16 protein-coding genes are annotated in these 20,441 nt (G+C 34.0%); 3 read left to right on the top strand and 13 right to left on the bottom strand.

The features are described from left to right. Positions 1 to 148 precede the first annotated feature (148 nt). The gene (locus VSF34_RS04890) at positions 149 to 913 is read left to right on the top strand and encodes a hypothetical protein (protein WP_326717918.1); all 765 of its coding nucleotides are present in this window, start codon (positions 149 to 151) and stop codon (positions 911 to 913) included. 177 nt (positions 914 to 1,090) lie between these two features. Continuing rightward, on the top strand, positions 1,091 to 2,149 hold the full coding sequence (locus VSF34_RS04895) for an IS30 family transposase (protein ID WP_326716671.1): 1,059 nt from the start codon (positions 1,091 to 1,093) through the stop codon (positions 2,147 to 2,149). A gap of 88 nt (positions 2,150 to 2,237) precedes the next feature. Here VSF34_RS04895 and fur read toward each other — a convergent pair whose 3' ends face one another. From fur to dnaE, 6 genes are all read right to left on the bottom strand, one after another. After that, the gene (fur, locus tag VSF34_RS04900; protein WP_326717919.1) at positions 2,238 to 2,693 is read right to left on the bottom strand and encodes a ferric iron uptake transcriptional regulator; all 456 of its coding nucleotides are present in this window, start codon (positions 2,691 to 2,693) and stop codon (positions 2,238 to 2,240) included. Positions 2,694 to 2,763: 70 nt separating this feature from the next. Continuing rightward, entirely contained in the window at positions 2,764 to 3,636 is an 873-nt protein-coding gene (locus tag VSF34_RS04905) for a CvfB family protein (RefSeq protein ID WP_326718025.1), read from the bottom strand. 123 nt (positions 3,637 to 3,759) lie between these two features. Then, complete coding sequence (locus VSF34_RS04910; protein WP_326717920.1) at positions 3,760 to 4,935, bottom strand: MFS transporter; 1,176 nt, start codon at positions 4,933 to 4,935, stop codon at positions 3,760 to 3,762. Between the two features lie 238 nt (positions 4,936 to 5,173). After that, the gene (pyk, locus tag VSF34_RS04915; protein ID WP_326717921.1) at positions 5,174 to 6,928 is read right to left on the bottom strand and encodes a pyruvate kinase; all 1,755 of its coding nucleotides are present in this window, start codon (positions 6,926 to 6,928) and stop codon (positions 5,174 to 5,176) included. Between the two features lie 49 nt (positions 6,929 to 6,977). Then, positions 6,978 to 7,940, bottom strand: coding sequence for a 6-phosphofructokinase (gene pfkA / locus VSF34_RS04920; RefSeq protein ID WP_326717922.1), 963 nt, complete (start codon positions 7,938 to 7,940; stop codon positions 6,978 to 6,980). Positions 7,941 to 8,130: 190 nt separating this feature from the next. Then, positions 8,131 to 11,466, bottom strand: coding sequence for a DNA polymerase III subunit alpha (gene dnaE, locus VSF34_RS04925; RefSeq protein ID WP_326717923.1), 3,336 nt, complete (start codon positions 11,464 to 11,466; stop codon positions 8,131 to 8,133). Positions 11,467 to 11,641: 175 nt separating this feature from the next. Between dnaE and VSF34_RS04930 the strand changes: the two genes are divergently transcribed. Next, positions 11,642 to 11,830, top strand: coding sequence for a YjzD family protein (locus VSF34_RS04930; RefSeq protein ID WP_326717924.1), 189 nt, complete (start codon positions 11,642 to 11,644; stop codon positions 11,828 to 11,830). A gap of 110 nt (positions 11,831 to 11,940) precedes the next feature. Here VSF34_RS04930 and VSF34_RS04935 read toward each other — a convergent pair whose 3' ends face one another. From VSF34_RS04935 to dprA, 7 genes are all read right to left on the bottom strand, one after another. Beyond that, positions 11,941 to 12,813, bottom strand: a complete 873-nt coding sequence (locus tag VSF34_RS04935) for an aldose 1-epimerase family protein (RefSeq protein WP_326717925.1) — start codon at positions 12,811 to 12,813, stop codon at positions 11,941 to 11,943. A gap of 33 nt (positions 12,814 to 12,846) precedes the next feature. Beyond that, entirely contained in the window at positions 12,847 to 14,244 is a 1,398-nt protein-coding gene (gene hslU, locus VSF34_RS04940) for an ATP-dependent protease ATPase subunit HslU (RefSeq protein WP_326717926.1), read from the bottom strand. 12 nt (positions 14,245 to 14,256) lie between these two features. Continuing rightward, complete coding sequence (gene hslV / locus VSF34_RS04945; protein WP_326717927.1) at positions 14,257 to 14,805, bottom strand: ATP-dependent protease subunit HslV; 549 nt, start codon at positions 14,803 to 14,805, stop codon at positions 14,257 to 14,259. A gap of 23 nt (positions 14,806 to 14,828) precedes the next feature. Next, entirely contained in the window at positions 14,829 to 15,698 is an 870-nt protein-coding gene (gene xerC / locus VSF34_RS04950) for a tyrosine recombinase XerC (protein WP_370659273.1), read from the bottom strand. 214 nt (positions 15,699 to 15,912) lie between these two features. After that, positions 15,913 to 17,226 (bottom strand): methylenetetrahydrofolate--tRNA-(uracil(54)-C(5))-methyltransferase (FADH(2)-oxidizing) TrmFO, encoded by a 1,314-nt coding sequence (gene trmFO, locus VSF34_RS04955; protein WP_326717929.1) that lies wholly within the window; start codon positions 17,224 to 17,226, stop codon positions 15,913 to 15,915. A 107-nt stretch (positions 17,227 to 17,333) separates the two neighbouring features. Then, positions 17,334 to 19,415, bottom strand: coding sequence for a type I DNA topoisomerase (topA, locus tag VSF34_RS04960; RefSeq protein WP_326717930.1), 2,082 nt, complete (start codon positions 19,413 to 19,415; stop codon positions 17,334 to 17,336). A gap of 107 nt (positions 19,416 to 19,522) precedes the next feature. Next, a complete protein-coding gene (dprA, locus tag VSF34_RS04965; RefSeq protein WP_326717931.1) occupies positions 19,523 to 20,389 on the bottom strand; it encodes a DNA-processing protein DprA in 867 nt (288 codons plus the stop codon). Positions 20,390 to 20,441: the final 52 nt, after the last annotated feature.

The raw sequence follows: 20,441 nt of genomic DNA on the forward strand, positions 1-20,441 counted from the left end.
CTGTTACATTTTATCAGTTTTTTAAGATAAATACTATGACTAGAATAATTTTAGCTTTTTTTCAAGATAGCCATAGACTTTTATTTCATTAAACTATAAAATAAAAGCATTGAGCAAACAAGCAACAGATCGGAGGCAGACATAATTAGTGCTACAAAAAAAAGCAACCTTTAAACATTTAGATATTCTTCAATTTTTAAACATAGATACCCATGATTTTTTAGAAGACATTGAAAAGGTCTATATTAAAAAAAGACACTACTTCTACGTGTCTCTAACTTTTATTTTACCTCTAGCTATTGTCTTAGCATCTTTTGCTGTTTATAAATTCAACCAACCTTGGTGGTCATTTATTATCTTCTTTATCTTTGTCTCGATTATGAGTTTTTTCATCGTATCAAACCCTATATATCAAGCTTTCATTAAAACTTGTGAAGAAGAAGAAAATTTAATTAGAGAAAGCATTGATCAAAAGCTAACCACACTAGCCACTAATAATTACTTTACTAAAGAAGCTAAAGCACAACGACTCCTAAACCAAGAATTTGACATCATTTCTTTAACAACCGTCTCAGATAGTGATTTAACTTCCATTGAAGATAACAAGGCTCTATCAGTTGCACAAGCTCCTATATTAAATTTGGAAAAACAAAAGGCAGATGGTACATGCTTTTGTTTCTATGAACACCGAACATTATCTCCTGTTATATTAGCAAAAATTAACTTATACGACCCAAAAACAAATAAATTTAACAAACAAATTCGAATTCCTATAGAATTCGAATTAGTAAGAGGTCTTGTAAGTGAGCAGATCATTTATTTTAAGCAAGAATCTTATATAATTAACCCTAAACTATTAGTTGATGTGGACCATTTTCAAGAATTATATCACTCTGATCGAAAAGAATTTTAAGAAAACAAGGTATTAAACAGAAAATTCTCATTTTTTGTTTAATACCTTGTTTTATAGTTTGTTTTACAATGCTTAGTTGTAAAATCAAGTTAGCCACTCTAAAAGAATAAAAAAACACCATGGTAAAAATTCGTGTATCATTGAAGTAACTACCCAACAACGAAAGGAATTTTTATCATGGTGAAAATTAAGAATAACACAAAGACATCTAGTTATAAACATCTTTCCTTAAAGGAAAGGCAGCTTATTGAAGTTTGGCATAATATGGGAGACTCTAATAGAGAAATTGGTAGACGATTAGGCCGACACCATCAAACAATAAGTAATGAGCTTAAACGAGGAACGACCACGCAAATCAAAGAAAATAAGAAACCTAAACAACTCTATTTTGCTGATACGGGGCAAGCTAAATACATAGAAAACAGGAAACGCTGTGGTTCGAAATCTAAGCTAGTTAGTGCTGTTGATTTTATTAATTATGCTTGTAAACAAATGATAGACTTTAATTGGTCACCAGATGCAATTGTTGGCTTTATCAAGTCTTTAGGGACTTGGGATAAACCTATTGTTTCTACTAAGACACTTTATAATTATATTGATAAAGGATTTTTACCGGTCAGAAATCATCATCTCAAGATGAAAGTTAGACTATCACCTAAAAAGAAAAGAAGTCGTCAGCATAAAAAAGCTCTTGGAAAATCAATTGATGAACGACCTAGCAAAATTGATTCTAGACAAGAGTTTGGTCACTGGGAAATAGACAGTGTCATTGGTTCAAAATCTAAAGATGATAATGCTCTACTTACACTTGTTGAAAGAAAAACTCGCTACATGATTACTGTTGTTCTAGATGATCATACTGAAGAGTCTGTTAGTTACGCTATTAAACAGTTAAAATATGAGTTTGGAAGAGCCCGATTTAGTAGCATATTTCAATCGATTACTGCTGATAATGGCAGTGAATTTAGCTCACTTGATGATACTCTGCAACAAATGACTGATATCTACTTTGCTCACCCTTATTCATCTTGGGAACGAGGAACAAACGAAAGACATAATGGTTTATTACGGCAATTTGTTCCGAAAGGAACGCCTATCTGTCACTACTCAAAGCAGTTCATACAACTGGCTACTGAAAAAGTTAATCTTTTGCCGCGTAAAATTTTAGACTATAGACAACCAGCAACATTATTTTTAGAAGAAATTCAAAATCTAAAGATCAAAACATGTTGGTAAGTAAGGGGTTCAATAAAATAACACTGATATTTAGATATTTTTACCAGAGTGGCTAACTTAATGTTGCAATTTAGATTTTGTTTTACAATTAAGAATGCCTCATTTGACAAGTGTGACAAATACCATGAAAAGTTAGACGATGATCCATAATCTTAAAAGCATAATCCCTTTCAACAATAGTTTCTGCCTCCATTAATAAATCTTCTTCTATTTCATCAATACCACCACACTCAACACATAATAAATGATGATGAAAATGCTTCGCACCGTCTTTTCTCATATCATAACGCGCCATACCATCATTAAAATTAACTTTATCCAGTATTCTAAGCTCTGTCAACATTTCTAGTGTTCGGTAGACTGTTGCTAAGCCTATATCAAAATTTTGTAATTTAACCAACATATAAATCTCTTCAGCTGATAAATGATCTTTTTCATTTTCTAATAAAACTAATAGTATAGCTTCCCTTTGTGGTGTTAACTTATAATTGGCTACATGTAATTGTTCTTTAATTTTTTGTAAAGCAACTGCTGTTTGTTCCATGCCCAAAACGACACCTTCTTTTATCTCTTTTTGTTGACTACATTATAATTTATTCAATCATGAAAAGCAATTAGACTTCCTCACTGCCTGTTAAAAGAATAGTCTGACCATTTTCTTGCTTGATTTTTTTAGCTTTTAGTAATGAACCAAGAGCTCGTTTAAATTGTCCCTTACTAATGGCAAAAGTTGCTTGAATTTCTTCTGGTGTCGACTTATCTGAAAAAGGAATCACACCATCTTTTGATCTTTCTAAAAATGTTAAAATCATCTGAGCATCAGAAGAGATAACTTCATGTGCTCTAGGTTTTAAAGAAATATTTAACATCCCATCTGGCCTAACCCCAATAACTCGGCCATTAACTACCTCACCCAATCTTGGTTCACTATAGCGTTCTGAAGGATGAACAAAACCAATAAAATGGTCTTCTTCTGTAAAAATAAATGTGCCAACTAGTTTTAAACGATAAACAATCCCTTTAATATCTTGATTCATCATAGCTTCTGTCGCTTCTCTTGACATAGCTAAAAATGTCATGTCATCAGCTAAATTAGCCCATAGTCTATCTTTTTCATCTACAGATAATCTCACGTATAATTTATCACCTTGCTTAGGCCATAATTGTTTCATTTCTGGTAACTCATCAAGAGAAACAACAACTTCCTTGTCAGGTAAACCAATGTCAACAAATACCCCTAAATCACGTCTTGAAGCAACAACTGTGGCAAATCCAAATTTATGCTGTTGAATATTAGGGATTTTTGTTGTCATAGTTAATTGGTGTTTTTGATTTTCATAACCAAAACCTTCTACCATATCTCCAATTTTATGTTCCCCTTCACTTTTGGCTAAGTGAAATGTTATCCCATTTTTTTGTACAAAATAAACATTATCATTTTCATCGATAATCAAGCCACTCCATACAGTTCCAATCAATTCTTTCATTTTCATCAGTCCTTTCAATTACTCATCATTATATCATAACATATTTTAACTTGTTCCTAAACAAATACGGATGAATTCATAAAAAAAGAGAGAATCAATATATGATTTCTCTTTTATAAGTACCTATCTAGTTTTGGCTACTTGTTTTTTCCAAAATAGCGTTAAAAACCCAGTAGCTAACAATACGATTGATGAAACATAGTAAGGGTACACATGGTTGATATCAAATAACATACCAGATACCATTGGTCCTAAGATATTACCAAAACTTGTAAAAGTTGAATTCAAACCATTGACAGTCCCTTGTCTATCTCCTGCATGTTTTGACAAATAAGTCGTAATAGCAGGTCGTAATAAATCAAAAGCTAAAAAGATAATAAACGTTGAAAAAGCTGCTACCCACTTGCTGGACGTAAATGCCATAACACCGACAAAAATAGCACTAGCAAAAAAGGCTAAACGAATTAATCCAGCTTCCCCAATTTTTTTAATTATCCCATCAAAGAATAATAGCTGACAAATTAAAGCTAACACACCACTCACTGTAATGATAGCTGCGATTTCACCCATTGTAAAATTAAAATTAGTGGTTGCCATAACACCATAAATAGCCTCAAAAGCTTGAAGTCCAAATGATGAAATCAAAATAATGATGAATGGGAAAGTAAATACCGGATCTTTTAATATATCCCAAACTGTGACATCTTCAATTGGTGTTTCTCTAGCTTCTTCTGTCACAAATTTTTTCGTTGGTTCTTTTAAAACTAAAATAGCTAAAATAAAACCAAGAAAGGCTAGAAATGAAGCGGCAAAGAAAGGCGCTCTAATACCAAAGTGAGCTAAAAAACCACCAACACCAGGTCCTATAATAAAACCTCCACTAATCGCGGCTGAAACAAGCCCCATCCCTTTTGGCCTTTCCTCAAATGTAGTAATGTCTGCTACATAAGCTGTAACAGAAGGCATGATAAAGGCTGCAGCAATGCCTCCTAAGGCACGTGAGAGGTATAACCAACCAACGGTATGTCCTAAACCAAAAATTAACTCTGAAATTGAGAAAATAAGCATACCTGCAGCGATAATTTTTTTTCGTCCCATTTTATCTGATAAATTCCCAGCTATGGGTGAGACGATTAACTGAAAAACAGCAAAAACTGAAATCATCAAGCCCATAGTAGCACCAGATAAATCCATTGATTTTTGTAATGCTGGCATGACAGGCACTACTAAACCAACACCTAAAAAGACTAAAAATAAATTTAAAACTACCAAATACAACATACCATTTTTATTTTTCAAACTATTCCTCCTCCAAAACACTTAATCCAGATTATTCTACACTATTTTCACAAAAAATACTTATAAAATATTTTAATTCTCATGAAAATTTCTATATAGTTTCTCAGGTAAGAGAAAAATAACAATATCAAGCTTAATTGGTAGTTGTTTACCATTGCTATCTCAGCTTATTTTCATGCTATAGACGCCAAAAAGACTGACTATTTAGCCAGTCTTTTTGATATCTAACAACTATTTACTAAACAGTTATTTCTCCTTCATAAATTGAACCTTGACGAGGATCAACAGTTACAATCATTCCAGTTTTAATGTCTTGGGTGGCATTAGTCACACCAACAACAACTGGAATACCTTCTGCAATCGCAACAACAGCAGCGTGACTTGTTAAGCCACCTTCTTCAACAATAAGAGCAGAAGCTTTTGCAATAGCTGGCATATATGCTTTATCTGTTGTTTTAACAACTAAAATTGAATCATCTTTCATTAATGAAATCGCTTCTTCTGCTGAAGATGCTACAATAGCTTGACCAAAGACAGCTACTTCACCAATCCCTTGACCAGATGTTAATTTTTGACCGATCAATTGAATTTTCATTAAGTTAGTTGTTCCTTTCTCACCAATTGGAGCTCCCGCAGTGATAATAATTAAATCACCATCTTTAGAAAATCCTGTATCTTTAGCTATAGTTGTTGCTAAAGAGAACATTTCATCAGTTGAACTTGGTTTTTCAGTTACACTTGGGAACACACCCCAGTTAAGTGTCAAACTTCTAGCAACACGGTCAGAGAATGTTGCTGCCACAATATGAGCTTTAGGATGGTATTTAGAAATCATACGAGCTGTGTACCCTGATTCAGTTGCTGCAACAATTGTTTGGATATCTAAGTTTTTAGCAGTATGTCCTACAGCTTGACCAATTGATTCGGTCATATCAGTTTTGCTATGTAATTTTAGAGCATAAGCATCACGATCTGTTAAATCACCTTCTGTACGGGTTGCAATGTTTGCCATTGTTTGAACAGCTTCTACTGGGTAATCCCCTGCAGCAGTTTCACCAGATAACATAACAGCATCTGTTCCATCATAAATCGCATTAGCCACATCACTTGCCTCAGCACGTGTTGGGCGAGGGTTATGTTGCATAGAATCTAGCATTTGTGTTGCTGTAATAACAGGTTTTCCAATAGCATTACATTTTCTAATCATTTCTTTTTGAACAACCGGTACATCCTCAGTTGGAATTTCAACACCCATGTCTCCACGGGCTACCATTAAACCATCTGATACTTTTAGAATATCATCTAAGTTATCAATACCTTCTTGATTTTCAATTTTAGAAATAATTTGGATATGAGTTGCATTTTCTTCTTCTAAAATTTTTGTGATTTCTAAGACATCACTTGGACGGCGTACAAAACTAGCTGCAATGAAGTCAACATCGTTTTCAATACCAAAACGGATATCTGCAGCATCTTTATCTGTAATACCTGGTAAGTTAATACTTACATTAGGTACGTTAACACCTTTTTTATTTTTAAGAACACCTTCATTTAAAACTTTAGTCACTAATTCATTGTTAGCTTGATCGATTTCAATAACTTCTAAATCGATTAGGCCATCATCTAAAAGAATATGGCTACCTAATTCAACGTCATTGATTAAACCAGGATAAGTAATAGAGAATTTTTCTTTCGTTCCTTCGACTTCAGTCATAGCAATACGTACAACGTCACCAGTACTTAGATTAACTTTACCATCTACCATGTTATTTGTACGAATTTCTGGACCTTTTGTATCTAAAAGGATAGCAATAGTATTTCCAGTAATTTTTGCTGCTTCACGAATATTTTTAATACGAGCACCATGTTCCTCAAAATCACCATGTGAGAAGTTTAAACGTGCTACGTTCATTCCTGAATTCATTAATTCTACTAATGTTTCTAAAGACTCACTAGCTGGACCGATTGTACAAACAATTTTTGTTTTTTTCATGAAAAAAAGCTCCTTAGTATTTTTATTATTTATTATATAAAATATAGATTTAGAAAGAAATTTGATGATTCAAATCATAAAGACTTAAATCTGGTTTATGTTTTCCTTTTTCTAACGTTTCTACAATATCAAGTGCCACAAGTTTATTGTTTTGTGAACCAGTACAAAGTCCACCTTTACCTTCTCTAAGTAAATCAACAGCATATGCTCCAAATTTACTTGCTAAAACACGGTCACGTGCTGTTGGAGAACCACCGCGAACAATATGACCTAATACAGATACACGAGCATGGAAATCACCGTATTCTGCTAATTCTTCTGCAAATTGATGACCAGGCATCACACCCTCTGCTAAAACAATCAGACAATGTTTTTTACCACGGTCACGTCCGTAACGAATCTTTTCAGCGACTTGGCTCATATCAAAATTATGCTCAGGAATAATAATGTCATCAGCTCCGCCAGCTACACCAGCCCATAAAGCGATATCACCAGCATCTCGTCCCATAACTTCAATAATAAATGTACGTACGTGACTTGTTGCAGTATCACGAATTCTATCCATTGAGTCGAGTACAGTATTAATAGCTGTATCAAATCCAATCGTATAATCTGTACCAGGGATATCATTATCAATGGTTCCAGGAACACCAATTGCAGGGAAACCACGTTTTGTTAAAGCCATAGCTCCTTGGTAAGAACCATCCCCGCCGATAACAACTAACCCTTCAATTCCAAATTTTTTAAGTTGTCCAATACCTTTTAGTTGTCCTTCTTCTGTAGCAAATTCAGGATAACGAGCTGAATAAAGCATTGTTCCACCACGTTGAATGATGTCACCTACATCAGCCACATCCAGTTTACGAATATCACCAGCCACTAAGCCTGCGTATCCATAATTAATACCATATACTTCCATACCTTCATGAATTGCTTTTCTAGTTACTGCTCGAATTGCAGCATTCATACCAGGAGCATCTCCACCACTTGTTAAAATAGCAATGCGCTTCATAAACATAACCACCTTTATTAAGTTGTTAATTTTATACTTTTTAATAATGTAAAAAATACTTAAATCCATTTATTATTCTACCACTCTTTTCTAAAAAAGTCTTTCTCTATCCGAAAAAAATGGTGAAAAAACTTTGAAAACTCTTTATTCCTTCACTTTGACTAGTTTAAATAGGCAACATGCCCATAATTCATTTAAAAATAACAGTCGTTTCACCTAATAACCTTTGAATTTCTTCTACAAATAACTTAGATTCAGTTACAAAATGGCGGTCTTCTAACAGACAATTTTCTTCTTTATGCCTAAAAATTAAAATAACCGGAGTACTCCCTGAATACTTTTGAAATATCTTAAACAACTCCTCCATAACATTAGCATTATCTTTATCCTCTTTAATATTGATAAAACAACGTCTGTCTAATAATTCAGGTAGCTTAATGTCCTCAGCTAAGATGACTTTATCAGCAATCAGCTGTGTTTCCTGATTGTATTTACTTTTTTCGACTTTTCCAGTAATAAGTAAAACTTCATTTTCTGAAAGTGTTGCCCCAATTTGACGATAAGTTATTGGAAAAATCGTGACAGAAAGAGTATCTGTCTCATCACTGCCTTCTAAAAATGCCATCGATTCTCCCTTTTTAGTTCTAATCTTCTTAATTTTAGTCACATAAAATAAAATATGATATGTCTTTCCAATTTCTAGCTGTTTGATTGGTGTCACTTGACACCTCTTGATTAAATGATCAAAAGAATTAACCGGATGACTCGATACATAAGTTCCCAAATACAGTTGTTCCTGTTCTAATTTTTCAGAATTTGTAAAATCAGGTACCGTGTGCTTTTTCAAGGTTAATACATCCAATAAATCTATACTTCCCCCACTGTATTCAATGTTTTGAATCATGCCATCTAAATCAACCACTAATTGCTTTCTATTTTGATGAAGACCATCAAAAGCACCAATATAAATTAGAGGTAATATATTTGCCTCCTTTAACCACTTACCATTAATTCTAAGTAAAAAATTTTCCAAGGAGGTATACGGACCATCTGTTTTTCTAACGTGAATGATATGCTGTATAAAATCTTTTCTAATTCCTTTTAAAGATGAGAAACCATACAAAATATTACCTTTATAAAAAGTAAAACTATAGTCGCTTTTATTAATATCAGGAGGGTTAATTCCGACATTGAAGTCTCTTGCTTCAGAGATATATTTATTAATTCTTTTCGGGTTATTCTTTACTGAATGTAGTAAAGACTGGAAAAAGGCAGTTGAATAATGAACTTTCAAATAAGCCATTTGATAGGCAACAACTGAGTAAACGACAGCATGAGATCTGTTAAAGCCATAATTAGCAAATTTTTCGATATAATCATAAACTTCTTCTGCCACTTGTTGAGTATATCCCTTACCCATAGCACCTTGAACAAAATGTTCTCTTTCTTGATCTATAACATCTTTACTTTTTTTGCTAATAGCTCGACGCAAAATATCAGCTTGACCTAAAGTAAAGCCAGCCATTAGAGAAGCTATTTGCATAACTTGTTCCTGATAAACAATAATACCATACGTATAATCCAAAATAGGCTTTAAATCTGGATGAGGATAATGAATTGGCTTAATCCCTTTCTTACGTTGAATAAACAGATCGATATTTTCCATAGGACCTGGTCTATATAAAGCATTCACTGAAGCCAAATCCTCAATAGACGTTGGGCCTAATTTTCTTAAAACATTTTTAATACCACTAGACTCAAACTGAAAAATCCCGATTGTTTGACCTTTTCTAAATAGCTCTAATGTTTTTTCGTCATCTATCGGGATTGTCTCTAAATCAATTCTCTCTTTGGTTTGATAAAAAATATCATCAATCGTGTTGCCAATAATAGCTAAGTTTCTTAAACCAAGAAAGTCCATTTTAAGTAACCCAATCGCCTCAACATCTCCCATAGCAAATTGAGTCAAAGCGATACCGTTATTTCCTTCTTGTAGTGGAATTAATTCTGTTAAATCCCGATCACTAATAACAACCCCTGCTGCATGGGTAGAGACGTGCCTTGGGAGCCCTTCAATCTTTTTAGCTGTTTCAAAAAGTAGTCTGTTCTTCTCAGAAAAGGCGACTAAATCTCTTAAATTTTTAGATTCATGATAAGCTTGTTCTAATGTTATTTTAAGTGTATTAGGCACGGCATCAGCCCACTTACTGGCTTCATTTTGGGATAAACCAAAAACACGACTAACATCACGTAAAGACATCTTAGCTGCTAATGTCCCAAAAGTTGCAATTTGAGCGACTCTATGGTGTCCGTACGTCTGGTGAACGTACTCTAAAACCTCTTCACGCTTATTATCTGGTATATCCATATCAATATCTGGCATCGTATAACGTTCTTTATTCAAAAACCTTTCAAATAAAAGATGATATTCAATAGGATCAACATCAGTAATTTGTAAAACAAAAGCCACAAGAGAACCTGCAGCAGAACCACGACAGGCTGTGACAATGTGTTTTTCTCTGGCATAACGCATAACGTCCCAGACGATTAAAAAATAATCGTCAAAGCCCATTTCATGAATAACAGATAATTCATAATCTAGACGGTCTTGATAAGTTTTAACATCTGTTTTGTCTGTTCCTAACCGTGTCATTAAGCCTTCTTGGCAGAGTTTTTTTAGAAATTCATAACTAGATAAGTCTTCTGTTCTTTCAAATTTTGGTAGAAGGGTTTGATTTAAAGGGATAATTAACTCTATTGAATCCACTGCATCACGTACATGTCTAAGTGCCTCATCTAACCCTTTTTGTTGATATTTGTCACAAAATAGATTAGCTTCTTCCAAGTAGTAGGGGCCTGAAGTATGAGTAAAGTCAACAGAAATAACCTTACCATCTTCAATATGTTCTAAAACACGAACAGAAAAATCATCACTAGGGTTAAGGTACTTTATATTATCTAATGCAATAATAGGTAAACCTACCTCTTTGTAAAAGTCTACCCATTTCGTTATATCCTCGTCACCATTGCCTTGTATTGAGATTCCTGCAAAAGTGTCACACTGCTTTGTTATTTCTTTAAACTCGTTTAAACGAGTGATTCTATCATCTTTATTTAATTCTCTTAATTGATACGCTTCTCCTGTTTTAAAAGGCATAACCAAAATAAGATCAGATAACATAGATGATATATCCTTCAACTCCAGATTTTGATGTGTTGCAAACTCTCCTTTAAGCGTCGCTATCTTCATTAACTGCTCATAACCTGACAAATTTTTAGCTAATAAAATAAGATCAGCTTCTATATCTGACATGACTTGATAAGTTAAAGTCATGCCTATGATTGGTTTTACTTGGTGTTTCAAGCAAGTCTGGTAGAATTCTATCACACCATGTAGTGTGTTTTTATCAGTAATAGCTAAACTGTCATAACCCCTTTGTTTAGCTGTGATGACTAAGTCTTCAATACGATTAGTACTTGATAACAGGGAATATTCAGTTAAAACTTGTAATTGAGCAATACTCATGAACAATCCCTCCTTTTTCTTCTTTAATTTTCGATATAGGTTAAAGATAGTATAGCATATTTATTTATTTTTTTTGACACACCATATTCCAAAACGATTGTTATATCAATCGTAAAAGGGCTTTACTTTTTTTCAAAACGTTGGTAAACTAAAGGCGTAAAGGGGCGCATAATAAATGGGTAAACTAATTGTTTTATTTTGGTCATTTATATTAGGTCAAGTTGTCGGCTATATCGGTGGTGCCTTAAATAGTGGTACTTATAGCTTTGTCACAACAACAGTTGTATCATTAATTGCGGGTGTATTAATCATGATTATTGGTAATGTTGCAATACCTAATGAAACCAAAAAAGTAAGCAAGTAAATTTTCAATAAAATAAGGTATCAAACGAAGACGTCTATATTAGATCCTCGTTTGATACCTTATTTTTGATATTAATTAGACTAACAACCAAAGTATTCCTAGTATAGCTATTAAAAAATACTAATTGTAAATTCTCTTTTAAAGATGTCACCTTTTTTAAGGTGATTAATGCCAATTTTCTCAGTTAACTCCCCAGTAGCATGAATATCATCTGCCACACCACACCATGGTTCAATACAAATAAAAGGCGCTTCCTTGTCATAAGGTGTCCAAAAACCAACATATGGAAAATCTTCATATGCTAAAGAGACACCATGTTCATGATTATCTGACAAAATAGAAAATTCATTAAAACCAGATGTTTCTAAAATTTGAGCATCTTCTTTAAATAACTCTCTTCTAATTTGTATAGCTGTATTTGTTTGCGCTAATGTTTTACAACTAATATCAATCAAAGGACCATTTAAAGGTATTTTTAATCTGGATTTTGACGGATTAAACTGGAAATAGTAATTTGAAAAATCCGTTCCAGATGTTAATGGAACATTAAAGGCTGGATGGGCACCAATCGAAAAATACATCTCATTTGAACTTGTTTCTACCTGATAATTAATCACTAATTTAGCATCTACAAGATGATAAGTTAAAGTCAATGTAAAATCAAAAGGATATTGTTTTTTCATCTTAGGGGTGCTTTTCAAAACAAATACGACATGTGTCTTATCATACTCTTTTACAGTAAACATCTCATCTCTAGCAAATCCATGTTGACTCATGGAGTAAATATTACCTTCATATTCATATTGATCACGTTTCAACCGACCCACAAAAGGAAATAAGACAGGTGAGTGGCGACCCCAAAAAGTTGGATCACCTTGCCATATATACTCTACTTCTGTTTCTTTTAAAATGAAACTAGATAATTCAGCACCCATTTCATTAATTGTTGCCATCGCCATACTTGACTCTAATACAATTGACATTAACCATTCACCTCGTATCTTTAATATTTTTTACTATAGAATATAACGACTCAAGTCCTCATCACTAGCAATCTTATCTAGTTTTTGGTCCACATAGCTCTCAGTAATGGTAATCTCACCCATACTCATATCAGGAGATTCAAACAATAGGTCTTCTAATAACTTTTCTAAAATAGTATGTAGACGACGAGCACCGATATTATCAGTTTCACTATTCACATCATAAGCAATCGCTGAAATACGCTCAATCGCTTCTTTTGTAAATGTCACCTGAATATTTTCTGTTTCAATTAAAGCAATATATTGTTTAATCAAAGCATTGTTTGGTTCTGTTAAAATTTTAACAAAATCTTCAGCAGTTAGATCATCTAGCTCCACACGAATTGGAAAACGACCTTGTAATTCAGGAATCAAGTCACTTGGTTTAGATAAGTGGAATGCTCCTGAGGCGATAAATAAAATATGATCAGTTGAAATTGTTCCGTATTTTGTTGTGACAAGCGACCCCTCAACGATTGGTAAAATGTCACGCTGAACCCCTTCACGAGAAACTTGTCCACTATTTTCTGATTTTGATGTGATTTTATCAAACTCATCAATGAAAATAATCCCGCTATTTTGAGCTAAATCAATGGCTGCGCTATTAATATCTGCTGAATTAACTAATTTTTCTGATTCTTCATTAATTAAAATCTCACGAGCTTCTTTAACTGTAACAGTACGCTTCACTTTATTTTTTGGTGTTAGTGAGCTTAGGGCATCATTTAAGTCTATTCCCATTTGCTCTAATCCATTATTCATAGCAGGAACTGTTTTCTTCTCTTCTACTTCAATGGTAATCTCACGCTCTTCTAACATCCCTTTTTCAAGTTGTGATGCTACTGTCTCACGGCTCACACGAATTGAATCACTAACTTCCTCTTTTTCTTCTTCCTGATTATTTTGGAAGCCACTCATCATTTGCATCATCATATCAAATTGATTACCTGATTTTTTCTTTTCTTTTTTAATACCAGGAACGAGTAATTTAACTAATTTTTCATCAGCCATTTTTTTAGCTTGAGAATAAACTTGACTATATTGTTGCTTTTTAACAATAGTGATGCTAGCCTCAACTAAATCACGAACCATAGATTCAACATCACGTCCTACATAACCTACTTCTGTAAATTTTGTTGCTTCAACTTTAACAAATGGTGCATTCACAATTTTAGCTAGGCGACGAGCAATTTCTGTTTTACCAACACCAGTTGGCCCAATCATAAGTAGATTTTTAGGCGTAATATCTTGTTGCATAGACTCATCTAGTTGCATACGACGATATCTATTTCTAAGAGCAATAGCTACTGATTTTTTAGCAGCTTCTTGTCCGATAATATACTGATCCAATTCTTGAACGATTTGTCTTGGTGTTTTAGTTGTTGTACTCATACTATTCATCTCCTATAATTCTTCAACAATAATGTTATGATTTGTAAAAACACAAATATCTCCGGCAACGTTTAAGGCAGCTTTGGCAATTTCACCAGCTGTCATGTCCTTACGACCGTCTCTTTTTAGAGCTCTGGCTGCTGATAGAGCATAGTTACCTCCAGAACCAATAGCTAAGATACCATCATCTGGGGCAATGACTTCTCCTGTTCCTGAAACAACAAGCATTTCTTTGTCGTTCATCACAATTAACATCGCTTCTAGTTTTTGCATCATCTTGTCACTACGCCACTCCATAGCAAGTTCTACAGCTGCACGCATCAAGTTACCCTTATATTGGTTTAATTTATCTTCAAATTTTCCTTCTAAGTTAAAAGCATCTGCGACACTTCCTGCAAAGCCCACAACGACTTCATCATTATAAATACGACGAACTTTTTTAGCCGTTCCTTTCATCACAACGCTCTCTCCCATTGTGACTTGACCGTCTCCAGCCATTGCAAATTTTCCGTCTTTTTCAACAGCACAAATCGTTGTTGAATGAAATGTTGTATATCCCATGTGTTTTCTATCTCCCTTATCAACTATGCTCTCGGGTGAAAATCCCGATAGTTTTTTTGTAATGTATCTGTTGTTACGTGTGTGTATATTTGTGTCGAGGACAAACTAGCATGCCCCAATAACTCTTGTACCGTCCTCATGTCAGCACCATTATTCAATAAATGGGTTGCAAAAGTATGACGCAACTTATGAGGATGTAGTCCTGTTGTTAAGCTACTATTTTCAATTAACTTTTTAAGTATATACTGAATGCCTCGAGGTGTAATTGGATCTGCATAATGATTAATAAATAAATAATCATGCTGCTTTTGATAATTAGCCATTAAAACACTTCTTGAGGAGGTCATATACTCTCTTAAACTATTTGCTGCAAAACTACCAAAAGGTACATAACGCTCTTTACCACCTTTTCCTTTGACCAACAAAATATCATGTGTTGTATCTAAATCAGTTAGTTTTATATTAGCACATTCTGAAACACGAATACCAGTCCCGTACAATAACTCTAACAACGCTTTATTTCGGTAATCCAAAGGCTTGTGACCATTTGTTTGTGCAAACAGACTCTCCATTTCTTTTTCATAAAAAAATGTAGGCAAACGTTGTTGCCCTCTTTTTAAATCAATATAAGTAAATGGATTTTCTCCTAATATATCATTTTTTACTAAAAATTGGTAAAAAGATCTTAAACTAGATATTTTTCTACTAATTGTATTTCGACTATATTCTCGGTCGTGAAGGTAAGCTAAATAAATCCGTACATCTTTAGTATCGATATTTAAATAATCAGAAGAACCTGTCTCTGATAAAAAACGTATAAAATCATGAATATCACCATCATAGGCAATTTGTGTTTGCTTAGAATACTGCCTTTCAACATTTAAATATCTCAAAAATAATGCTATGTAGTCAATAAATATCAACCCCTTTCATACCAATACACTCGCTAATGTAACATAATCGTTTTTTTTTTGCCAATAAAAGTATGTGATTTAAGAAATTTTATATAAATAATAGTTGTTTTTTAGCACTCTTTGATTACGAGTGATAAAAATACAAAAAATTGTGAGTCAATCTTCTTGAAGATCAACTCACAATTGATAACTTTTAATTAAATTCAGCTAATGACTCTCTTGTTGCTTCAAGTGCTCTTTCGGCAATAGCTGTATAGCGTTCTTTTTTATCACGAATTCTCTCAGGTAACTCTGGAAACAGACCAAAATTAACATTCATCGGTTGGAAATGTTTTCCAGATGTATGAGTAATGTAATTAGCCATACCACCAATTGCTGTCATCTCTGACAATACAACTGGCTCTAAACCTTGGGCTAATCTTGCAGCGTTACGGCCTGCTAAAATACCACTTGCAGCACTTTCAACATAACCTTCAACACCTGTCATTTGACCGGCAAAGAATAAGTTATCATTTTTTCTTGATTGATAGGTTGGTTTTAACAATTCTGGTGAATTCATAAACGTATTGCGATGCATCACACCATATCTCACAATATCAGCATTTTCAAGCCCTGGAATCATTTGAATCACACGCTTTTGCTCTCCCCATTTTAAATGAGTTTGAAATCCTACAATGTTATATAAAGAAGCTGCTGCATTATCTTGTCGCAGTTGAACAACAGCATATGGCCTTTTGCCTGTTTTAGGATCTTCTAACCCAACTGGTTTTAACGGACCAAACGTCATTGTCTTCTCACCACGTCCTGCCATTACTTCAATTGGCATACAACCTTCAAAGAACTTCTCTTTTTCAAATGAATTTAGCGGTGCCACTTCAGCATTTACTAATGTTTCACGAAAAGCATAGAACTCCTCTTTATTCATCGGGCAGTTCAGGTAAGCTGCTTCACCTTTATCATAACGGGATTTTAAATAGACTTTATCCATATCAATTGAAGATTTATCAATAATCGGTGCTGCTGCATCATAGAAATATAACCCTTCCGACTCTGTAAACTCTTTAATACTTTCAGCTAATGGTTCTGAGGTTAAAGGACCTGTTGCAATCACAGTAATCCCATCTTCTGGAATACTTGTAATTTCTTCATGGTGTACTGTGATGTTAGGATGATGACTTACTTTTTCTGTCACGTAAGTTGAAAAATCATCTCGGTCTACTGCTAAAGCTCCACCTGCAGGTACTTGGGTAGCATCAGCTGCCTCTGTAATAATTGAATCATATAAACGCATCTCTTCTTTTAAAAGACCTGCGGCATTTGTAATATTATTTCCTCTAAGAGAATTAGTACACACTAACTCTGCAAATTTGTCAGTATGATGTGCTGGAGACTTTTTCACTGCTCTCATCTCATATAAATCAACTTTAACTCCCGCCTGTGCTGCTTGCCATGCTGCCTCGCTACCTGCAAGACCTGCTCCAATAACGGTTACTTTTTGTTCTGTCATCTTACTTCAACCTCTTTCTCAGTCTAAAATAGAAATGGAACAGAGTATGTTTTTAATCATAACTCTGTTCCACGTATTATACACAACTATCCTTTAAAAATATATCTTTATTTTTGAATGTCTTCTTGATAATCACAATTACTACAAATAATTTGCATGCCACCACGAACTTTTTTCTGAACTAAATAGTGCTCACATTTTGGACAGTCACGACCAATTGGTTTATCCCAAGAAGTAAATTCACACTCTGGGTAACGATCACACCCGTAAAAGATACGATTTTTCTTCGTTTTCTTCTCAATGACGTCTCCCTTTTTACATGTTGGACAAGAAACTCCAATTTTTTTCACAATGGCCATTGTGTTACGACACTCAGGAAAGTTACTACAAGCATAGAATTTACCATATTTACCAAGTTTGATGACCATAGGAGAGCCACACAATTCACAATCAAAACCTGCTGGCTCATCTTTAATTTGAATTTTTTCCATTTTAGTCTCAGCTGTCGCTAATTCTTTTGAAAATGGTTGATAGTACTTATCAATGACCTCAACCCAATTTTCTTTAGCTTCTGCAATATTATCTAATTTTTCTTCCATACCAGCAGTAAAACTTAGGTTAACAATTTGCGGGAAATACTCACACATAATCGTATTCACAATCTCCCCCAGCTCAGTTGGCTCAAAGCGTCTGGCATTCAATTTGACATAATACCTTCTTTGTATCGTTTCAAGCGTTGGTGCATACGTCGAAGGACGTCCCACACCTTGTTCTTCTAAGGTTTTAACAAGAGTTGCTTCACTATATCTTGCTGGTGGTTGCGTGAAATGTTGTTTCGGCTCAATATCAACACTTTTTACTACATCCCCAACAATAAGCTCAGGTAAGATATTATCTTTTTCTTCTTTACCATTATCTTTACCTTCAATATAGACTTTCATAAATCCTTGGAATTTAACTTTAGAGCCATTTGCGACAAAATTAATGTCATTTTGAGATAAATCTACCCGCATTGTATCCATAACGGCAGGAGCCATACGACTGGCAAGCATTCTTGACCAAATTAATGAATACAACTTAAATTGATCCTTATCTAGAAATTCTTTGATAGACTCAGGTGTTCTCAGGACACTTGAAGGACGAATAGCCTCATGAGCATCTTGTGCTCCTTCAGCTTTTTTAGTCGCTTTTTTCTTCGTCCCTAAATATTCTTTACCATATGTGTCTACGATATAATCATAAGCTTCATTTTTAGCAGTATCAGACAGTCTTGTTGAGTCAGTTCTCATGTAAGTAATCAGACCGACTGTTCCTTGACCTTTACCTAATTTAATCCCCTCATATAATTGTTGGGCAACCATCATTGTTTTTCTAGTTCTAAAATTAAGTTTCCTAGCAGCTTCTTGTTGCAGACTACTCGTCGTAAAAGGTAGAGCTGGATTACGTTTTCTCTCCTTTTTAGTTACCTTAGTCACATCATAATCACGGCTAGTTAACTTATCCATCACATCTTTCACTTCTGATTCATTAGATAGTTTTACTTTTTTACCATTTATCCCATAAAAATTAGCAGAAAATTTAGCTTTTTTCTTTAAAAAGGTTCCTGGGATACTCCAGTACTCTTCAGGCTCGAATTTTCTAATTTCTTCTTCTCTATCAACAATCATCTTTAAAGCAACAGACTGAACACGACCAGCACTTAGTCCTTTTTTAACTTTCTTCCATAATAAAGGACTAATTGAATAACCAACTAAACGGTCCAATATTCTTCTTGCTTGTTGGGCATCTACTAAGTCAAGGTTGATTTTTCTTGGTTCCTTAAAGGCTTGTTTAACAGCTTCTTTTGTAATTTCGTTAAATACGACACGGTTGTTATCATTTAAATCTAAATCTAGAATATGAGCTAAATGCCAAGCAATAGCTTCTCCTTCTCTATCCGGATCGGCTGCAAGGTAAACTTTTTCCGCCTTTTTCGCATATTTCTTTAATTCTTTAATAACTGGACCTTTTCCTCTGATATTAATGTAGTGAGGTTCAAAATTATTTTCAATATCTATACCCATTTTACTTTTTGGCAAATCTCTAATATGACCAACACTTGCCACAACCTTATAATTGCGACCTAGATACTTCTCAATGGTCTTAGCTTTAGCAGGGGATTCTACAATCACCAAATATTTGTAACTCATGCCCTACTTCCTCTCTTTTTATCTTTTTATATGATATAAATGCTTTTGTTCGACAATCGGTTATCATATTAGACTATGGATATAACATTTGTCAAGGCTAGACCTTTTTAATTTATTAGCTCCTCTAAAATATCTTCTGCACATGTTGTGATTTTTGCTCCGTCTTTAATCAAATTTAGACATCCTGTTGATTCCATACAAAAAGGTTGATTTGGAATAGCAAATACATCTCTTCCCTCCTCTAAGGCAAGTTGAGCTGTAATAAATGTACCACTTTTTTCTTTAGACTCTATCACAATCGTTCCTTTAGATAATCCTGCAATAATACGGTTACGCTCAGGGAAATGATAAGCTAAAGGTTTTTCATGCGGAAAATACTCTGATAAAACTAATTGATGTTCAGCCATATACGTTTGCAAATGTTGATTGTCTTTTGGATAGATATAATTATGACCAGAACCTAATACACCGACTGTTTGCCCACGGTGTCTAATTGCCGTTTTATGAGCGTACGTATCATTTCCCTTAGCTAAACCACTGACAATTACAATATCTTCATTGACTAAATGAGGAACGATATGATCAATCATTTCTTTTCCAAAAGTAGTTTGTTCTCTTGAACCAATGACTGAGAGCATATTTTTTTGCAATAAACTAATATCTCCTTGATAAAACAAAGCAATGGGAGGGTTATAAATTTCTAATAACTGTTCTGGGTAATCCGCATCCAAAATCGTCACAAAACCAGTTTGCTCTACAAAACTCAGGTAGTCTTCTTCACTCATATCCTGAACATCTATTAAAGATTGTTGAAATTTATGACGATACCTTGGCTGAATACCTAAAAGTTGTTCTAAAAATAAACCCTCTTCAAATTTCAACTCATGATTCTTGGAGTAAGCTAAAGCTTTCAATCTTCCTTTATTACCTAGTCCTTTTAGTAATTTTAGACGAAAAATAGTATAGTTATCCATGACAACACTCCTTTTATATGTCTTACTAAAAGTATTCGCAAAATTTAAAAGT

This window comes from Vagococcus jeotgali (assembly GCF_035918315.1).
Taxonomy (GTDB): Bacteria; Bacillota; Bacilli; order Lactobacillales; family Vagococcaceae; genus Vagococcus; species Vagococcus jeotgali.